The following is an 18,752-nucleotide window of genomic DNA, read 5'->3' as shown; positions in this document are numbered from 1 at the left end:
TAATCAAAATATAATATATTTAAAAAGAAAAAGTGTCAATACATATACAATTACTGGAAAATCCGTAAAGGCAATGCCATTACAAATGAAAAGATTTACGGGACAACCAATCAGCCATAAATCTTATTTAAAAAACCCGGGCGGTGGAGTTGCCCCCTCAGCCCGGGTTGGTCCTTTTAATCCTGTCCCATGATGGAACCAATGCCTTTGGTCATAAAATGATCCTTAAGGTATTCAATGGTTTTTGGCGTGACGCCAAACTCGGCAGCCATTTCTTCATCCGAATGGTTATTTTTTATGCCTTCAATTAAGGCATCAAAGTTAACGCCCACTTCTTCCGCCTTGGTTTCCAGACTGGGTTCCGTACTCCAGGGAACTCTGGATCTTAAATATTCCTCCATACCATGGCACCTCCCACGTTTTCTCATGGGATTAGTTTTTCTCTATTCCCATCCGGTTATCCAAAAATCAAGGATATCCGGGCGGTGCAATTTCAGCAACCGTTTCCTTCCCGCTCAAATAAAAAAACCACCCCCAGGGTGGTCTGAAGAATTAAGGGTTTATATGACAGGTCTCATTATATAATTCTAAAATGGCCTTATCCCAACCATGATATTCAAGAATGGAAAGGGAGACGTGATCAACCTTTAATTTCCAATATAAATTCATATTAATGCCCAGGGAAGTCCCTACAATGGTGCGAATAACGCCTCCATGAGCCACAATCAAAAGGGTTTCTCCCGGATGCTCAAGGATCAGGGCCTGCATTGCCCTGGAGCAGCGGTCTACCATATCCTGCAGGCTTTCCCCGAAGGGAATCCGGGTCATCAGAGGATTTTCAGACCAACAGGAGTAACTTTCCCCGAATTTTTCCGTAATCTCCTGGTAGGTCAGCCCTTCCCAGCCGCCAAAATTAATTTCTCTTAAATCCGTCATGGTTTGCACCGTCAGTTGATGGGGTTTAGCCGCAATTTCAGCCGTTTCCCGGGCCCGGCAAAGATCACTGCTGTAGATACCATGAATATCTACATTCTTTAAGCGTTTGGCCAGACGTTTGGCCTGTTCACGCCCCTTGTCGGAAAGAGGTATGTCGGAATGCCCCTGAAACTTTCCCCCGGAATTCCAGTCTGTTTCACCATGACGAACCAGATATATTCTGGTACGCAAGGTCCATCCTCCCTTTCTCTCAAAATTGGTAGGCCCTGGACTTGATTTCTAAAGGCAGCCCCGCCGCCACCCAATAGACTTCATCTGCCTGCCGGGCTATGATTTGGTTGGCCTGACCGGCGATATCCCTGAACAAACGCCCCAACGGATTGTCGGGAACCAATCCCAGACCCACTTCATTGCTAACCACAACCAGGTGGGCTCCTGATCCAACCATTACCCGCCCCAAACGTTCCACCCGGCTCAGGATAAAATCTTCCTTTGCCGATTGGGAGTTCTTCCCTTCAGGAAGGTTGTCATGCAGCAGCAAATTGGACAACCACAGGGTCAGACAGTCCAGAAGGATCACATCCACTTCCTTTGACAGGCTCTCCAGCACTTCTACCACCTGCAGGGGTTCTTCGATTGTCTGCCAGCGTTCCGGACGCCTCTGCCGGTGTTTGGCCACCCGCCGGCTCATTTCTTCATCTAGGATCGGCGCGGTGGCTAGATAAGCAAGCCTTTCTCCCAGTCTTTGGGCCAGTTGTTCGGCAAACTGACTTTTGCCGCTGCGAGAACCTCCCAAAACCAGGATGAGTCTGCCCTTGGTTTTTTCCACAGGTCTTCCTCCCTTAAAAGATTGCATTCTAACTTAAAAACAGATATGATCATTTCTGTAAACCTTGTATGCAAATAGCCATGCCGTTTCCGGTGTTGGATGGAGGGACCCTGCGTTGCTAAATCGTATCGGACAATTTGCTCATGCCCTTTTTAGCAAAATAGGACCGTCTGAAAAAAAGTATATTCAGACCCATTTAAATGATCAGGAGCAGCGTCTTTTCTTTAGCCTGGACAGACCCACCCAGACCCATTGTGTCAGGGTTGCCAGAACCTGCCAGGTCATGATGATGGCCAAGGAAATGTCTGTCCGTCAACATGAGCTGATTCGAGCCGCCCTGCTGCATGACATCGGAAAGCCGGCCAACATCATCCGGACCAGGCATAGGGTGTTCATTGTATTGCTAACCCTCCTGGCGCCCGGGCTGTTAAAGAGGATTCTCCGGCAGCCCCAAGGTTGGGGAAAATTGGGGCAGGCCGTTCTGGCCCACGTCCAACACCCGGATCGCGGGGCGGAAATGGCTGCAAAAATAAAGCTTCCCCCGGACATCATTGATCTTATTCGCCATCATCATCAACCCTACCGGCCTGGGGAACCCATGGAATTAACCATTTTACGCCGGGCCGACGAACTAAATTAAAGTTTTGATTCTGGCCACCAATTCGTCAATCAAATGGGGCATGGGCTCACCCCGCAAACCTGCCAAATGCAGGTTGCTGCGGGTTAATGGGAGCAAATATTTTTCCGCTTTACTGTTGGCAATGGCTTCAGCCATGGCCGTTGTCAACTCCCCCAGCATGGCATTGGGTAAAACAATACTTAAACTTCCCACAATCAGATCCACCCGGGATGAATTAAAAATCACCGCATTTTCACCGGTTGCTCCTTCATTGGCTCCGGCCCTCAGCATGGCCGCAGTAGCCAAAGCATTGGTACCCAGGGCGATGACTTCAACCGATTCCGGCAGTTCCTTACGAAGCTTTTCTACTAAATGTTTGCCAATTCCTCCACCCTGCCCATCAATGACAGCAATTCTCATGAATCCAATCCGTCCTTTCCGATCCTACGCAGCCCTTTATTCAAAATCCTTCGATTTTACTTGTCTCAGTTTAAAATTATAGCATAATGAATTCTCTTTGTACTGGCTTGTCTGTAAGAAAAAGGGGGGCATTTCTTAGCCTAAATAAAAACACCGCCTTAGCGGTGGCAAAATCATTCACTCAACATACTTTCCAGCTTGGTCTGAAGTTCAACAATCCGCCGGTTTTGCTTCAACATGTTTTGGGCATAACGGTAATTATCCTTATGCAGCTTCCGGTTTTCCTTTTCCAGCCGTGAAACAAAACCCGATTTATCCTTTTCAATCTTCTCAATTAAATTCATTAATACCCGACGGCTTAACCGGAGCTGTTCAATTTTTTCTTCAAGTTCTAGGATCCGTTTCTGCAGATACTGAAAATCCGCATTTCCGTTCAAAACTTCACCACCCCTTATATCTGCTTACCCTAGTATATGCCGGGTGGTGTACATGTAGACATTGAACTAGTCAAGCCGGAAACCGGAGCCGATTCTCTCCACCGCTTCCATTAAATCTTGTTCCCTTTGTACCAGAGCGATTCTTACATAACCCTCCCCCCGGTCGCCAAAGGCTTTGCCGGGAATCACAAGGACACCGGTCTTTTTTAAAAGTTCCAGGCTAAAATCCTTGGAGGAGGTGTAGCCGCCGGGAAGAGGCGCCCACACAAACATGGATGCCTGGGGTTTAGGCATGGACCACCCCAGTTTGCCCAGCCCTTCCACTAAAATATCCCGTCTTCTTTGATAGATGGCGGCGGTTTCCGCAACACACTCCTGGGGCCCGGATAAGGCGGCAATTCCGGCCTGCTGCACAGCAGCAAATACACCGTAGTCAATATTGGACTTAATCCGGTCCAGGGCTTCCAGCACCTCCGGGTTGCCAATGGCAAAACCAATGCGGCAGCCAGCCATATTGTAGGTTTTAGAAAGGGAATAAAATTCAATGCCCACTTCCTTGGCCCCGGGAACCTCCAGAAAGCTCATAGGCCTAAAACCGTCATAGGCCAACTCCGCATAAGCCACATCGTGACAAAGCACAATATGATGCCGGCGTGCAAATTCCACCGCCCGTACAAAAAACTCCCTGTCGGCGGATGCAGCAACGGGATTGTTGGGATAATTAAGGGTCATCATTCTGGCTCTTTGGGCAATTTGCGGCGGAATGGTTTCAAAATCAGGCAGGAAGCGGTTGCTTGCCAGCAAGGGCATGGGATAAAGCTCCCCTTCGGCCAATAATATGGAGGCCGCGTAGATGGGGTAGCCGGGGTCCGGAACCAGTGCAATATCGCCGGGATTGATAAAAGCCATGGCAATATGCGCTAAACCGTCCTGGGAACCCATCAGGGTCAACACCTCTGTCTCCGGGTCCACTACAACGTTAAACCGCTGCTGATACCAATGGGCCAAAGCCCGGTGCAATTCTATTTTACCCCCTAAGGGATAGCGATAGTTTAAGGGATTATCCACCCCTTGACGAAGGGCTTCAATAATATGGGGGGCAGGGGGTAAATCCGGACTCCCCACTCCCAAATTAATCACTTTTACTCCGGTTTGTTCCACTTCGTCCTTGGCCCGGGCCATTTCCATAAAAATTCCCGGAGTCAATGCTTCCATTCTCCTCGCCAGCTTCATATGCTTCATCTCCTTTTACTTCCCGGCCAATTCCTTTAATTGCAGAACGCTTTCATAGGGTGCGCAGATGGCCCCCAGACGGTTACAGACATCATGCCCTGTTCCATGGTAATCAGAGCCCCCGGTTGCAATTAAACGGTATTTTTGGGCTACTTTGTGGTAATGTTCTTCCAGTAGACGGGGATGACTGACATGCCAAACTTCCAGGCCTTTCAGTCCGCAAGAAACCAATTCCGGAAGCAGGTTTTCCACTTTACTCAATCCCGGGTGTGCCAGCACCGGCACTCCCCTGCATTGAAGAATCAATTGAATGGCATCCTTAGGGGACAAATTTTCCCGGGGAATAAAGGCTTTTTTTCCTGCCCCGATATATAAATTGAAGGCCTCCTGCCGAGTGGTTACATAACCCTTTTCCACCATGGCTTGTGCCAGGTGAGGCCGACCAACGCTGGCTCCGGAGGCAATCTCTAACACTCTGTTTAAAAGAATGTTTATTTTAAATGTCTTTAGTTTTTTTATCATTTGCTGGACTCTTTCCAGACGGTCCCCTTGCAGTTTTTTTAATTGATCATTAAAGTAGGGATGATTGGGATCAATTAAATAACCCAGGATATGAATTTCACGCCCCTCATAATAGGTGTTGACCTCAACTCCCGACAACACTTCCAGCCCATGCCCCTCTGCCGCCTGTTGAGCCAGCTTAACCCCGGATAACGTATCATGATCGGAAATGGCTATGGCCCGAAGTCCCGCTTCTAATGCCTTTTGGACAACTTCTGCAGGGGTGTCGCTGCCATCCGATGCTGTGGTATGGATATGCAAATCAGCCTTCAAAGTCATCACCGCTTTGTTTTTATACTTTATCTTCTCCCAGGTTAACCGACATTATATCGGATGAGACATCGCCCGGTCACGCCTATGGTCCGCCCGGCCGAAATCCGGACCGACCATGTGCTTGTTGCAGAAAATTTAGATATATTCTAACTTCTAGCCGGTTTAAAAAATTCCTGCCCTGTAAACTTTTAGCCACAAACTTCTTTAAACAGGCGCAACCAGTTATCTCCCAGGATTTTATCCAGTTCATCCTGAGAATATTTTCTTTGCAATAATCCTTTTTTTATGTTGGGAACCGCCCGCTGGGCACTATCCAAAGCCTCAGGCAGTTGATCAATGCCGTCAAAATCAGAGCCCAAACCAATACAAGCAATCCCTCCTACTTTATATAAATGATCAATATGATCCAGCAGCCGCTCCAAATTAGGAACTGTATCATGGATAAATTGCGGCACATAGGTCACGCCGATCACGCCTCCGCTTCCGGCAATGGCCCTGATCTGCCGGTCCGTTAAATTTCTGGGGTGGTTACAAATGCTCCAGCAATTGGAATGGGAAGCCATGACCGGTGTTTTAACTTCTTTAATTACATCCCAAAATCCCGGTGAGGATAAATGGGACACATCCACCATCATGCCCAGTCTGGACATCTCTTGCACCACCATTCTGCCAAAGGAGGTAAGTCCCGCGGCGGCAGCTCCCATGCCTACACCGTCTCCCAGCTCATTCCGTCCGTTCCAGGTTAGCGTCAGTCCCCTTACCCCGGACTGATAGTATTCATGAAGAAGCTCAATCTTTCCATGCAGGGCTTCTCCACCTTCAATGGTGAGAACCGCCCCCTTTTTACCCAGGTCTAAAACTTTTCTCAGTTCCGCATAACAGGTAATCTTTTCAATTTCCCCTTGATTAGCGGCCATTTCCTCATGGAAAAGGTCAATGATTTCCCAGGTATATTCTGCAGGCGTTTTAACCGCATCCGGGCTGACAAAAACGGCAAAAAACTGAACATCGATTCCTCCCTTTTTTAAGCGAGGCAGGTCTAAATGCCCCTGAGCGGATTCAACACCTAATTTTCTGTTTTGCACTCCCAATACCGTTAAGGTATCACAATGGGCGTCGATAACCGGCATAAAAGCACCCCCTTGGCAAATATTCCACAGGAAGCAAGAAACCTGTTTGCCATAACGCAAACAGGTTGTACCAATTAACTGATTATATGAAATCCCTAGCGGGGCTCTACAATTAGCTTAATGGCTGTTCTTTCGTCACCATCAATAATTACGTCCGTAAAGGCAGGGATACAAATCAAATCTACGCCACTGGGTGCCACAAAGCCTCTGGCAATAGCAATGGCTTTAACCGCTTGATTTAAAGCTCCTGCACCAATGGCTTGCATTTCCGCACAGCCACGTTCCCGAAGAACACCAGCCAGTGCTCCTGCTACAGAATTTGGGTTGGACTTTGCTGAAACTTTTAACACTTCCATGGTGAAACCTCCTTCGTTAGTTTGGACGATTGCTCTAATCCCTGTAATGATTTTATTCTGCTAAATCCTAAAAATTCCTGCCTTTGTAAGAAATATAAAAATTTTTAGGCCATTTTTGTTAAATTATTCTAAATTAAAAATTCTTTCTATTTCCAGGGCTCTTCCGGTGCTTTCATCCACTTCAACCATTACGGCATTTAACTGGTAGTTGGTATCCGCAACTTCAAATCTTCGGGGCAGTTGGGTAACAAATTTTTCCAACACAATTTCCGTTTCAACGCCGATCACCGAGTCCCTGGGGCCGGTCATGCCAACATCGGTTATATAGGCACTGCCCTTTGGCAAGATTCGCTCGTCTGCCGTCTGGACATGGGTATGGGTCCCACAGATGGCCGAAACCCTTCCATCCAGATACCAACCCATGGCTACCTTTTCCGATGTGGCTTCGGCGTGAAAGTCGACAAAAATAATCTTGGTTTTATTGTCAATTTCCTTTAAAATTTCATCTACCTTACGAAAGGGGCAATCCAGTTCCTGCATGAAAACTCTTCCGGAGATATTAATAATGGCCAGGGTTGGTCCGGCCCCCACATTAAAAAAATTATACCCGGAGCCGGGAGTGCCCGGCGGGTAATTGGCCGGGCGAAGAATTCTTTTTTCTTTTTGAATATATTCAAAAATCTCTTTTTTATTCCAGACATGGTTGCCCATTGTAAAAACATCAATGCCGGCAGCAAAAAGCTCCCTGGCAATCTCTCTGGTAATCCCGTGACCACCGGCTGCATTTTCTCCATTGGCAATAACAAAATCCAGGTTCAGTTCCCCCCGGATATAACTAAGGTTATCCAGTATGGCTCGCCTGCCGGGGCGGCCAACGATATCACCAATCATTAGAATACGCAATTGAGAAGAGTCCTCCCTATTTGTTGAAAACCAAAACGCGGCCTTCATCCCTGAAGGCATACAGTCGCTTATCCTCTGATTTAGACTTTACAATTTCCAGCATATGCTCGATTAATTCTTCTTGCACCAGTAAATCCTCATCCACCAAAGGATCATTTTCCTCAGTGACCAGCTTATTATTAATATAATGCCGAAATAACTCAACCATTAAAGCAATTTCCTCTTGGACTAGTGTATCCACATCTCTCTGTATTTCAATCATGGTCAGATTATCTGTAATTTTGTAATCCAGTTGAACTACCTGGGGGTCTTTTCCTTCCAAGGCATTGTAAACTTCAATACTGGTTACGATTTTACCCTTCAGTAGGTTCATTTCTGAGGAATCCAGCCGGCCCGAATAAATAAAGGTAAACCGCAAAACCTGTTTTTCGGGGTCTAAATTAATCTTGGCAACTTCAGGGTGTCTGATTAAAATTGAAATTAATAAACTGACACTGTTTGTAACATCCTCTTTCCCCTTGTAACGGAAATCCAAAACTTTGTCACCACCTGTTTTATGCAGTCAAATAATAAGTAATTCTGTTATTACGTTAACTTTCCTGCTAAAGTACCCGGTAATAAAAATAAAAGTTTGTTCCAGTAGAGGAAAGTTTTATGAAGGTAGATCATGACCTGACTAATTATTAAGTGCCGGTGCAAGCCATGGCCGTCTTTATCCCCTTATCCTCTAAAATTTTATCTATAGCGTGGTAAAAATAAAACGGCCCTTAGAAAAGGACCGTTTGTATTTTTGGGTGTAAAACTCTATTATTTGGCATACTCTACATAACGGGTCTCCCGGATAATGATCACTTTAATCTGCCCGGGATAATCCAGTTCATTTTCAATTCTTTTGGCAACATCCCGCACCAGGCGAATGGCCGCCAAATCATCAATCTTTTCCGGTTTAACCATAATGCGAATTTCCCGTCCTGCTTGAATGGCAAAGGACTTCTCCACACCCTCGAAAGTGCCGGCAATTTCTTCGAGCTTTTGCAATCTCTTAATGTAGGATTCCAGTGTTTCTCTTCTGGCTCCCGGACGTGCCGCGGAAATGGCATCCGCCGCCTGTACCAGAACCGCTTCAATGGTCCTGGGTTCTTCGTCGCCGTGGTGAGCTGCAATGGCATGAATGACTTCCGGACTTTCCTTATACTTTTGGCACAGACTCACACCGATAGCCACATGGGGTCCTTCCACTTCATGGTCAACCGCTTTGCCGATATCATGAAGCAGACCGGCCCGTTTGGCCAGCTTAACATCAATTCCCAGTTCCGCTGCCATTAAGCCGGATAAGTGGCAAACTTCAATGGAATGCTTTAACACATTTTGGCCATAACTGGTACGGAATTTTAACCGGCCCAGTAATTTAACCAACTCCGGATGAAGCCCGTGCACTCCGGTTTCAAAGGTAGCCTGTTCTCCGGCCTCTCTGATTTGAACCTCCACATCCTTTTGGGCCTTCTCCACCATTTCTTCGATTCTGGCCGGATGGATCCGCCCGTCGGAAATCAATCTTTCCAGAGCCAGCCGAGCCACTTCCCGTCGAATAGGATCAAAGCCGGAAAGGATGACCGCTTCAGGGGTATCATCAATAATTAAATCAATTCCTGTCAAAGTCTCAAAGGCTCTGATATTGCGGCCTTCCCGACCAATAATGCGGCCTTTCATTTCATCGTTGGGCAGGGGGATAACCGCCACCGTCGCCTCTGCTACGTGGTCTGCCGCACAGCGTTGAATGGCGGAGGAAATGATATCCCGGGCTCGTTTTTCCGATTCTTCTTTGGCCCTGTTCTCATAGTCCTTAATCATGACCGCCATATCGTGTTGTAAATCTTTCTCAATATCATTTAGCAGTAATTGGCGTGCTTCTTCCGAGGAAAGTCCCGAAATCCGCTCCAATTCTGCCAACTGCCTGTTTAACATCACTGTTAATTCCGTTTTGGTATTTTCAATTTCCGCCTCTTTACGACTCAGAGAATCCTCTTTTTTCTCCATAGAATCCATTTTCCGGTCCAGGGTTTCTTCCTTCTGGACCAGACGCCGCTCCAGACGTTGCAGTTCACTTCTGCGCTCACGGATATCCCGTTCCATTTCATTGCGCAGTTTCAGAACTTCCTCTTTAGCCATGACAATGGCTTCGCGTTTTTTACCTTCCGCATCCTTCTCTGCTTCTTCAAGAATTCTTTTAGCCTGTTGTTCAGCCGACGCCTTTTTTCCTTCAGCAATCTTCTTTTGAATGATAAACCCGGCGGCCAAGCCAACCAGGACAGTTACAAAAACAATTAGAATAACCTGCGTTAAATCCATATCCTCACCTCCTGTCATAAAAATCAACTTTAATTTTTCTAGACAATAAAAAATACCGAGTATAACTCGGTAGAAAACGAACCGATATCTGGGTTGTCCATATACCAGGGTAAATCACCCGAGGATACAACAACTTAACATAAAGCCCAATAAATCCCTGTAAACCGGGTTTTTCCTTAAGGATATTGGATTTTTTGTATATATAAAAACCTGTTGCCAGATATCAAATTCTATTTTCTCCCAACAGTAATTGTACAGGTTTTTACTGTCACTGTCAAGGTGCAGCCCCCTGGCAACCCGGGGTTAACCCCTTATGAAATCTCCGTATCTCCGGCGGGAAGGCTTAAATCATCTTTCCCCGGCAAACTTGTGTTCCCCAGGCTCAATTTCTCGCGAACCTTGCCTTCGATTTCCTGACACAAATCCGGTCGTTCCTTAAAGAATTCTTTTACATTCTCCCGGCCCTGACCCAATCTTTCATCGCCATAAGAATACCAGGCCCCACTTTTATTAACAATTTTCAGGTCGGTGGCCACATCCAAAATACTGCCTTCCCGGGAAATGCCGGTGCCATACATCATATCGAATTCGGCCAATTTAAAAGGCGGGGCCACTTTGTTTTTCACAACTTTAACTTTCGTGCGGCTGCCGACAATATCCACGCCCTGTTTAATGTTTTCCTGCTTCCTGACTTCCAGGCGCACGGAGGCATAAAACTTTAAAGCACGTCCACCGGTGGTAACCTCCGGGGAACCATAGACAACGCCAACCTTTTCCCGGATTTGATTAATAAAAATAACCGTGGTCTTGGACTTGCTGACAATACCGGTTAATTTCCGCAGAGCCTGGGACATCAGGCGCGCCTGCAGGCCCACATGGGTATCCCCCATCTCGCCCTCTATTTCAGCCCGGGGAACCAAAGCAGCCACCGAATCCACCACTACTACGTCAATGGCGCCGCTGCGGACCAGGGCTTCGCAGATTTCCAGCGCTTGTTCACCGGTATCCGGTTGGGATACCAGCAAATTCTCAATGTCCACTCCCAAACGACGGGCATAAACAGGATCCAGGGCATGCTCCGCATCAATAAAAGCAGCCATGCCTCCCAGTCTTTGCGCTTCAGCAATAACATGCAGAGCAATGGTGGTTTTACCGGAAGACTCAGGTCCATAAATTTCTACCACCCGCCCCCGGGGAAGGCCTCCAACCCCCAAGGCAATGTCCAGGGACAAAGCGCCGGTGGAAATTGCTTCAATGTTTAACTTGGTGGAATCCCCCAGCTTCATAATTGACCCTTTGCCAAACTGTTTCTCTATTTGTGATAAAGCAAGTTCCAAGGCTTTTGTTTTATCGGACATCAAAGGCTCCCCTTCCTCCCTAAACATATGTTCGGTATTTCCATTATAAGGTATCTATATCCATTGGTCAATAGGTTAATAAAAAGGTTTAGACTATATTACCATTCAAGGAATTGCTTCGGTTTTCGGACTCATTCTGCTTTTTCTTGGGGTCCTGTTGAAGCAAACGCCTTCCCCAAAAACCTAATTGAACACGGATTTTACGGATTTTGCCGATTTTCACGGATTTTTTGATCTTCATTTAATCCGCGTAAATCCGTATCATCCGTTCAATCCGTGTTCTAAAAGGTCTTCTCTGTTAACGATTACCGTCTGGCCCGGGCCGGTTCCACAAACAGTCTACGTCCCTTGTAATTCAGCCGGTGCAGGCAGCTCATCACACAGTTGGCCCAATCCTCGGGAACTTCCACAAAGCTGAAATTTTCATAGATATTGATGCTGCCAATTTTACTTCCGGAAATTCCCGATTCATCGGAAAACAACTTAATAATTTCCGCCGGTGAAGTCCTGTCCTTTCGTCCCAGGGTCAGGAAAAGGCGAACCATACCCGGTCTCGCACCGGTATTGCCAAAGTGAACGGTATCTAGATCCACCTCGTTGGCCGACGGCTCCAGATCCAGGGATAATTTAAGGGCTGCGGCGGCAATGTCCATGGGATCATATTCATCCACCAGAGCGTCGATAACCGAACGATAGTAACCCAGCTTCCCTTCTTCCATAATGCGGATCAGACGGTCCTTAATTCCTTCCTTCTGACGTTCCACCACATCGGCAATACTGGGCAGGCGCTCTCTTTTAATGCGTGTTTTGGTTATGTTTTCAATCAGCCGGAGCTGGCGATATTCCCGGGGCGTAATAATGGTTATGGCCACGCCGGATCTGCCGGCCCGGCCGGTGCGACCGATCCGGTGCACATAAAATTCAGGATCCTGGGGAATATCGTAATTGATAACATGAGAAACCCCTTCAATGTCCAAACCCCTTGCGGCAACGTCCGTAGCCACCAGCAGTTCCACCTCGCCGGAACGGAACTGGCGCATAACGGTATTCCGCTGCTGCTGACTGAGGTCCCCATGTAGAGATACGGCGGTATACCCTCTGGCCTGCAGGCCGGATACCAGATCGTCCACTCCCCGTTTGGTCCGGCAGAAAACAATGCCTTGAGCGATATCGGTTATATCCAGCAGCCGGCAAAGGGCTTCCAGCTTATGTTTTTCAGGAGCTTCGTAATAGACCTGCTCAATTTGAGGTACGGTCAGATTGGTTTTACTGACGGTGACCAACTTCGGTTCCGTCAGGTATTGCCGTGCCAACCGGGTAATTTCATCCGGCATGGTGGCCGAAAAAAGCAGAGTTTGACGGACCGGCGGAGTATGGCGCAGGATTTCCTCAATGTCTTCAATAAAGCCCATATCCAGCATTTCATCCGCTTCATCCAGTACCGCCATGGTAATCTGGTCCAGTTTTAAAGTCTGACGCCGGAGGTGGTCCAACAGACGCCCGGGAGTCCCCACCACTACCTGTACTCCCTGACGCAGGGACTTAATTTGACGGTCGATGGACTGTCCACCATAAATGGGCAGTACCCGAATACGGCGGTAGCGGCCGATTTTTGTAATTTCTTCCCCCACTTGGATGGCCAACTCCCGGGTGGGAGTCAAAATAATCACTTGAACGCCTTTTTTTCTAAAATCCAGCCGTTGAATCAGGGGAATACCAAAGGCTGCTGTTTTGCCGGTGCCTGTCTGCGCCTGGCCGATGATGTCGTGGCCCGCCAAAACCAGAGGAACAGCCAACTGTTGAATGGGAGTGGGCTCCTCAAAGCCCATATCAATCAAACCATCCACAACCCGTGGATCTAACTGAAGATCGCCAAAAGCCCGTGTAACCTTTTCTTGACTCATTGATTTCCTTCTTTCCAAAAAATATATATCCTACTTGCCCTGTAAAAAATGCTTGGCCATTTTGAGGGCAGCATTGACCGTACCGTTACGAATGGCCTTTCTCTCACCCGGGAAACGATACTCCCGGAAGCAGGTTCCGGTGGGTGAGGATAAAGCAATATAGACCAATCCGATGGGTTTTCCTTCCGGGGATGTGGGTCCGGCCACACCGGTTACCGCCAGGCCGATGTTGCTGTTTAATTCCCGCCGCACGCCCTCCGCCATGGCGATGGCTGTTTGGCGGCTGACTGCGCCAAACTGAGATAATATTTCACCGGGAACCCCCAGCAGTTTTTCCTTAATCTGATGGTTGTAAGCCACAATACCCCCGGCCAAATACCGCGAGGCGCCCGGTATTTCAGACAACCGCGCCTGTATAAGGCCTCCGGTGCAGGATTCCGCCAGACTGATGGTCAGCCCCGCATCCATTAGCAGTTGCCCTAAAACCTGTTCAATCTTTTCATTATCTTCGGCAAAGATATACTGGAACAGCCGGCGCCGCACCTGTTCGGATAAATCGTGTACCAAAGCCGATGCCTCTTCCAGGGTTTCTCCCTGGCCGGTTATCCTTACCTCCACCATGCCGGGCTGGACCAAAAAGGCAATTTCCGGATTGCTTTGCCCACATAAATCCACAATTAGTTCCTGAACAGAACTTTCATTAATCCCGGTCAGCTTAAAGATTTTGGAAGTACAGAGAACCCCTCTGTGAGGAAGACTGTTCAGATAGGAGACCACCGAGGACTCAAACATAGTCTCCAATTCCCAGGGTGGTCCGGGCAGTATAATAATAGCCTTTTTCCCGGTCTCTACAATGGCCCCCGGAGCAGTTCCCCTGGAATTGGGCAAAATTCTGGCACCCTCGGGGAAATGAGCCTGCTTTATGTTATTAGCGGGCATTTCGGTTCCCCGATCGGCAAAATAAGCCTTAATGGCTTGTAAGGATGCCTCGTCTAATTTCATGTCCAGTTCCAGAACTTCCGCAACCGTTTCTTTGGTTAAATCATCAATGGTGGGGCCCAGCCCCCCTGTAATAAAAATTAAGTCTGCTCGTTCCAAAGCCTGCAGGAGCACTAAACCCATGCGCCCCCAATAATCACCGACCGTTGTATGTTGAATAACTTCAATACCCATCTCGGTCAAACGACGACCCAGGTACTGGGCATGAGAGTTTAACACTTCACCAACCAGTAATTCCGTTCCTGTAAAAATAATTTCCGCCTGCACCATTAATCACCTTTCACATAGTATCTTAAGTATATTTCGCCGGAACCTTTTCATTTCCCTTCAGAGGATGAAACAATTGTAACAGAAGATGAAAGAGACCGTAAGGTCCCTTTCATTGTTTGCAGGAATTTTTTGTTTATGCAACAGATTTTTGTTGTACTAGATCACGAAATTCGTCACCGGATATTTTTTCTTTTTCCAGTAGTATTTCCACGGTAGAAGTTAGAAAACTGTTTCTTTCCTTAAGGTAGCCGTTAATTCGCTGTTCCTGCTGCTGAATGATTTCCGAGATCACCCGGTGTTTTGTCTCCGGAGGAAGGTTTTCCAGGCTGACCACACCCAGCGGGGACATACCTGCTTTAATAATGGTTTCAGCCGTATGCAGGGCCTTCTCATAGTCGTTGGAGGCTCCGGTACTGCGATTGCCCAGAACCACCTCTTCGGCCACAGCCCCGGCCAGCATGATGGCAATTTGATTTTCCAGATATTCCTTGGTGTAAAGGTAGGTGTCATCCTCGGGATTCTGGCGCATGTACCCTAGAGCGCCACCTCGGGAAGTAACGGTAAGGGTTGAAACCGACCCGGCCCGGACCCATTCACTGATGAGGGCGTGTCCCGTTTCATGAATGGCCACCCGTTTTAATTCCTCGGGATTTGGACGGCGATCCAGCTTCTCACCCATAATCACCTTATCAACGGCCTCGTGAAAATGCCGGTAATGGATTTCTTTTAAATCTTCTCGCATGGCCAAAATGGCTGCTTCATTGGCTAAGCTCTCCAGATGCGCCCCGGAAAAGCCAAAGGTCTCTCTGGCCACCAGAGACAGGTTCACATCGTCGGCCAAGGGTTTGTTTTTGGTATGCAGCATCAGGATTTCCAAACGTCCGGTTTTATCCGGCAGTTCTACTTTTACTTGACGGTCAAACCTGCCGGGCCGAAGCAGGGCCGGGTCCATCATATCCACCCGGTTGGTGGCGGCCATCACCAGCAGCCTTACCTCGTCATCCACTTTTAGTCCGTCCATCTCCACCAGCAGTGCATTCAGGGTTTGATCGTATTCCATGTGACTGGAATTTTGTCCCCGTTTGGCAGCCAGCACTTCAATCTCATCCACAAAAATAATGGCACTTTTTTTCTTTTGCTTGCCGGCTGTTTCCCGGGCGGTTTGAAAGATCTTTCTTACCCGCTGGGCCCCAACCCCCGCATACATCTCCACAAAGTCAGATCCACTGGCAGACACAAACACCGAATCGGTGTAATTGGCTGCCGCTCTGGCCATGAGTGTTTTGCCGGTTCCCGGCGGACCGGTCATTAAAATGCCTTTTATAGGCCGAATCCCCAATCGCTGCATGGCAATTTCATTTTTAATAAATTCCAATGCTTCTTTTAATTCTTTAACTGCCGATGCTTGTCCGCCAATATCTTCAAAGGATATGTCCCGCCTTCTGGGAGCGTTTGTTTTGGCCGCGAAGCCCTTCCCCAGCCCCTTTACACTGGCCAGATAAAATAATCCTCCGCCAAAGGCCACCAGAAAGATCAAGGGAGTTACATCATAGCCTGCCGTCAGGGCAAATACCAGCAGTGCGGCTCCTAAACCCAGGCTAATTTCCTTGAGCAACCGGACCACCTCCTTGCAGAGTAGCGATTTGATCCTGTCCACCGTATCTGGGAATGATTTTATTGAGGTAATGGCCGTCCGGTTCGCTTATTTGAATATATAGGTTGTGCTCATCAACATAGACTTTGCCTTCGGCCCCGTATTTTTGTGCGGTTTCCTCCACTTTACGGGCAACCTCCGGGAAATTACCCGCTACCTGAGCCTGATAAATAACAAAATGACTTTCGTAATAAGCCTGTTCCAGGGATGGATCCGGGTTGCTGACAATCTCCAGCACAAAGGGCTTTTTACCCATAACCTGGCTGGTTAGCTGATTAAGTTCCTGGTAGGCTGTCATCAGGTTTCCCTCATTGCCAGATAAGGTTACCTGCACCACTGAGCGGTTTTCCTTCTCTTCAACCTTAAAATCCTTCACCAGATTATTTTCGGCCAATACTTTGTTTAACGGTTTTTGAAAGGTAAATTCCTGATAACCCCATTGCCCGCCAAAGGCCAGGGCCAGTCCGCAAACAAATGCCAAAAAAATAACCGGAAGCTTAAGGCCGTGCCATTGCATAGCCATCATCCTTTCCAGTCAGTACAGACGTCATGATATACAATTATAGCATAATGATATATACGAATCTTTATGAAACCATTGGAAAAAAGAAATCAGGAGGTTTTTCCCTCCTGATTAATAATCTCCTTTTTTTAATAAATGCCAGCCTTTGGCTAAATAATCCACTCCGGACCAAATGGTAAAAAATACCGCCACCGCCATGGCCGCCATGCCAAAATCAAATCCGAAAATGGTCAAAGTAATATTGTGCAAAAACATGGCCACAATGGCAATAATCTGGGATACGGTTTTCCATTTTCCCAGTTTGCTGGCGGAGATAATTACGCCTTCTGCCGCTGCAATGGCTCGGAGTCCCGTAACCGCAAATTCTCTTCCGATAATAATAACAGCAACCCAGGCGGATAAATGACCCAGCTCCACCAGCACGATCAAAGCCGCTGAAACCAGAAGTTTATCCGCCAGCGGGTCCATAAACTTGCCTAAGGTGGTTATTTGTTTATTTTTTCTTGCGATATATCCATCCAGGCCGTCTGTACTGGCCGCCAGTACAAACACTCCAGCAGCAATCATATCGCCGTACTTTATACGCAGGGTGACCACTGCCAGAAAAATAGGTATTAAAAAAATTCTGGCTAGGGTTAAGCGATTGGGTAAATTCATTGGGTCAACTCTCCCATCAAATCATACTCCATAGCCCGATTCATTTTAACCATTACCATATCTCCGGGTTTTAATGGCCTGGGACTAACAAATTCCACGGTTCCGTCAATTTCAGGAGCATCAAGGGAGGAGCGACCGGCATAGATATTTTTTCCTGAATCAACAATTTCCTCTACCAGTATCTCCAATACCTGGCCAATGCGCTGCCGGTTTTGCTCTCGAGCAATCTCCTGTTGCAGAGCCATGGCCCGGTGATAACGATCTTGCTTGACTTCCTCGGGGATTTGACCGGGCATACCGGCCGCAGGGGTTCCTTCCTCCTGGGAATAAGTAAACACACCGGCACGATCAAATTTTATCTCCCGCATAAAATCTAAAAGTTCCTGGAATTGTTCTTCCGTTTCTCCAGGAAAACCCACTATAAAAGAGGTTCTTAAAACCAAACCCGGAATTTTATCTCGCAATTGACCAATTAGCTCCCGAGCCTGCTGCTGAGTTACCGGCCTTCCCATGGTCCGCAAAATGGTATCATTGGCATGCTGCAAAGGTAAGTCAATATATTTGCAAAGGTTTTTCTGCTTGGCCAGAGTCTCAATTAATTCCTCTGTAAACCGGTTGGGATAACAATACATCAGTCGTATCCAACGGAGGCCGGAAATGGGCGCCAAACGCTTCAGCAGCCGGTGCAGGGAGTACTCCCCGTATAAATCCTGACCATAGCGGGTAGTGTCCTGAGCAATCAAAATAATTTCCTTGGCCCCTTCACGGACCAGCCTGATGACTTCCGCTTCAATGGATTCCAGGGAACGGCTGCGAAAGTGTCCCCGGATATCCGGAATGGCGCAATAGGCACAACGATTGTCACAGCCTTCAGCGATCTTAACATAAGCCGTATAAGCCGGGGTACTCAATAATCGGGGACTGTTTTCATCATATAGATATAGGGGCTCGTTGATATGGCAGGTTCTTTTTTTACCGGCTAAAACCTCATTGACAATGGGCACAATCTCCTCAATGCGGCCGGGGCCTACCAAAGCATCAATTTCCGGCATTTCCTCCAGCAATTCTTTAGAATATCGCTGGGACAGACAACCGGCCACGATCAGAGCCCGACACCGGCCGGTAGCTTTATTTTGAGCTAACTGAAGAATTTGCCGGATGGACTCTTCCTTGGCCGATTCAATAAACCCGCAGGTATTTACAATACACACCTCTGCCTTGGCTTCGTTACAAATTATATCAAAATTTGCATTTTTTAAAAGACCCAACATAACTTCTGAATCTACCAAATTTTTGGGACACCCTAAGCTGACAAAAGCAACACTGGTTGACATGAAATTT

Annotated in this window: 20 protein-coding genes; 1 reads left to right on the top strand and 19 read right to left on the bottom strand. The window is 47.5% G+C overall.

Annotation, left to right across the window (positions count from 1 at the left end):
• Window positions 1–176 precede the first annotated feature (176 nt).
• The 3 genes from DESRU_RS09940 to cobU all read right to left on the bottom strand — a co-directional run bounded on the left by DESRU_RS09940 (window position 177) and on the right by cobU (window position 1,765).
• Window positions 177–401: a hypothetical protein gene (locus DESRU_RS09940; protein WP_013841975.1), complete on the bottom strand. Its 225-nt coding sequence runs from the start codon at window positions 399–401 to the stop codon at window positions 177–179.
• A gap of 151 nt (window positions 402–552) precedes the next feature.
• Window positions 553–1,167 carry an alpha-ribazole phosphatase gene (gene cobC, locus DESRU_RS09935; protein WP_013841974.1) on the bottom strand — a complete coding sequence of 205 codons (615 nt, stop codon included), beginning with the start codon at window positions 1,165–1,167 and terminating at the stop codon, window positions 553–555.
• A 19-nt stretch (window positions 1,168–1,186) separates the two neighbouring features.
• Entirely contained in the window at window positions 1,187–1,765 is a 579-nt protein-coding gene (cobU, locus tag DESRU_RS09930; protein ID WP_013841973.1) for a bifunctional adenosylcobinamide kinase/adenosylcobinamide-phosphate guanylyltransferase, read from the bottom strand.
• 115 nt (window positions 1,766–1,880) lie between these two features.
• Here cobU and DESRU_RS09925 point away from each other — a divergent pair, with 115 nt between their 5' ends.
• Window positions 1,881–2,405 carry an HDIG domain-containing metalloprotein gene (locus DESRU_RS09925; protein ID WP_013841972.1) on the top strand — a complete coding sequence of 175 codons (525 nt, stop codon included), beginning with the start codon at window positions 1,881–1,883 and terminating at the stop codon, window positions 2,403–2,405.
• On the opposite strand, the gene DESRU_RS09920 is transcribed toward DESRU_RS09925, so the two are convergent.
• The 16 genes from DESRU_RS09920 to rimO form a co-directional block, all read right to left on the bottom strand.
• Window positions 2,397–2,804: a DUF3842 family protein gene (locus DESRU_RS09920; RefSeq protein WP_013841971.1), complete on the bottom strand. Its 408-nt coding sequence runs from the start codon at window positions 2,802–2,804 to the stop codon at window positions 2,397–2,399. The two genes, DESRU_RS09925 and DESRU_RS09920, sit on opposite strands and share 9 nt — an antisense overlap.
• A gap of 173 nt (window positions 2,805–2,977) precedes the next feature.
• A complete protein-coding gene (locus DESRU_RS09915; protein WP_013841970.1) occupies window positions 2,978–3,241 on the bottom strand; it encodes a translation initiation factor 2 in 264 nt (87 codons plus the stop codon).
• A 66-nt stretch (window positions 3,242–3,307) separates the two neighbouring features.
• On the bottom strand, window positions 3,308–4,474 hold the full coding sequence (locus DESRU_RS09910; protein ID WP_013841969.1) for an LL-diaminopimelate aminotransferase: 1,167 nt from the start codon (window positions 4,472–4,474) through the stop codon (window positions 3,308–3,310).
• A 15-nt stretch (window positions 4,475–4,489) separates the two neighbouring features.
• Window positions 4,490–5,314 (bottom strand): PHP domain-containing protein, encoded by an 825-nt coding sequence (locus DESRU_RS09905; RefSeq protein ID WP_187290634.1) that lies wholly within the window; start codon window positions 5,312–5,314, stop codon window positions 4,490–4,492.
• Window positions 5,315–5,496: 182 nt separating this feature from the next.
• Complete coding sequence (locus DESRU_RS09900) at window positions 5,497–6,438, bottom strand: dipeptidase (protein ID WP_013841967.1); 942 nt, start codon at window positions 6,436–6,438, stop codon at window positions 5,497–5,499.
• A gap of 95 nt (window positions 6,439–6,533) precedes the next feature.
• Window positions 6,534–6,794, bottom strand: a complete 261-nt coding sequence (locus tag DESRU_RS09895) for a stage V sporulation protein S (protein WP_008413380.1) — start codon at window positions 6,792–6,794, stop codon at window positions 6,534–6,536.
• A gap of 123 nt (window positions 6,795–6,917) precedes the next feature.
• Window positions 6,918–7,697, bottom strand: coding sequence for a TIGR00282 family metallophosphoesterase (locus DESRU_RS09890; protein ID WP_013841966.1), 780 nt, complete (start codon window positions 7,695–7,697; stop codon window positions 6,918–6,920).
• A 16-nt stretch (window positions 7,698–7,713) separates the two neighbouring features.
• Window positions 7,714–8,232 (bottom strand): hypothetical protein, encoded by a 519-nt coding sequence (locus DESRU_RS09885; RefSeq protein ID WP_013841965.1) that lies wholly within the window; start codon window positions 8,230–8,232, stop codon window positions 7,714–7,716.
• 272 nt (window positions 8,233–8,504) lie between these two features.
• Window positions 8,505–10,046 carry a ribonuclease Y gene (gene rny, locus DESRU_RS09880; protein ID WP_013841964.1) on the bottom strand — a complete coding sequence of 514 codons (1,542 nt, stop codon included), beginning with the start codon at window positions 10,044–10,046 and terminating at the stop codon, window positions 8,505–8,507.
• 311 nt (window positions 10,047–10,357) lie between these two features.
• Window positions 10,358–11,404 (bottom strand): recombinase RecA, encoded by a 1,047-nt coding sequence (gene recA / locus DESRU_RS09875; protein WP_013841963.1) that lies wholly within the window; start codon window positions 11,402–11,404, stop codon window positions 10,358–10,360.
• 305 nt (window positions 11,405–11,709) lie between these two features.
• On the bottom strand, window positions 11,710–13,308 hold the full coding sequence (locus tag DESRU_RS09870) for a DEAD/DEAH box helicase (RefSeq protein ID WP_013841962.1): 1,599 nt from the start codon (window positions 13,306–13,308) through the stop codon (window positions 11,710–11,712).
• Between the two features lie 30 nt (window positions 13,309–13,338).
• The gene (locus DESRU_RS09865; protein WP_013841961.1) at window positions 13,339–14,577 is read right to left on the bottom strand and encodes a competence/damage-inducible protein A; all 1,239 of its coding nucleotides are present in this window, start codon (window positions 14,575–14,577) and stop codon (window positions 13,339–13,341) included.
• Window positions 14,578–14,710: 133 nt separating this feature from the next.
• Window positions 14,711–16,192 carry an AAA family ATPase gene (locus DESRU_RS09860; RefSeq protein WP_013841960.1) on the bottom strand — a complete coding sequence of 494 codons (1,482 nt, stop codon included), beginning with the start codon at window positions 16,190–16,192 and terminating at the stop codon, window positions 14,711–14,713.
• Window positions 16,176–16,748, bottom strand: a complete 573-nt coding sequence (locus tag DESRU_RS09855) for a hypothetical protein (RefSeq protein ID WP_013841959.1) — start codon at window positions 16,746–16,748, stop codon at window positions 16,176–16,178. Before DESRU_RS09855 ends, DESRU_RS09860 begins: the two co-directional genes overlap by 17 nt.
• 117 nt (window positions 16,749–16,865) lie before the next feature.
• A complete protein-coding gene (pgsA, locus tag DESRU_RS09850; protein ID WP_013841958.1) occupies window positions 16,866–17,411 on the bottom strand; it encodes a CDP-diacylglycerol--glycerol-3-phosphate 3-phosphatidyltransferase in 546 nt (181 codons plus the stop codon).
• Window positions 17,408–18,745, bottom strand: coding sequence for a 30S ribosomal protein S12 methylthiotransferase RimO (gene rimO / locus DESRU_RS09845; protein WP_013841957.1), 1,338 nt, complete (start codon window positions 18,743–18,745; stop codon window positions 17,408–17,410). The genes pgsA and rimO overlap by 4 nt, the downstream gene beginning before the upstream one ends.
• Window positions 18,746–18,752 lie beyond the last annotated feature (7 nt).

This window comes from Desulforamulus ruminis DSM 2154, from assembly GCF_000215085.1.
GTDB classification, from domain to species: domain Bacteria; phylum Bacillota; class Desulfotomaculia; order Desulfotomaculales; family Desulfotomaculaceae; genus Desulfotomaculum; species Desulfotomaculum ruminis.
This window is presented reverse-complemented; position numbering and strand designations above follow the sequence as displayed.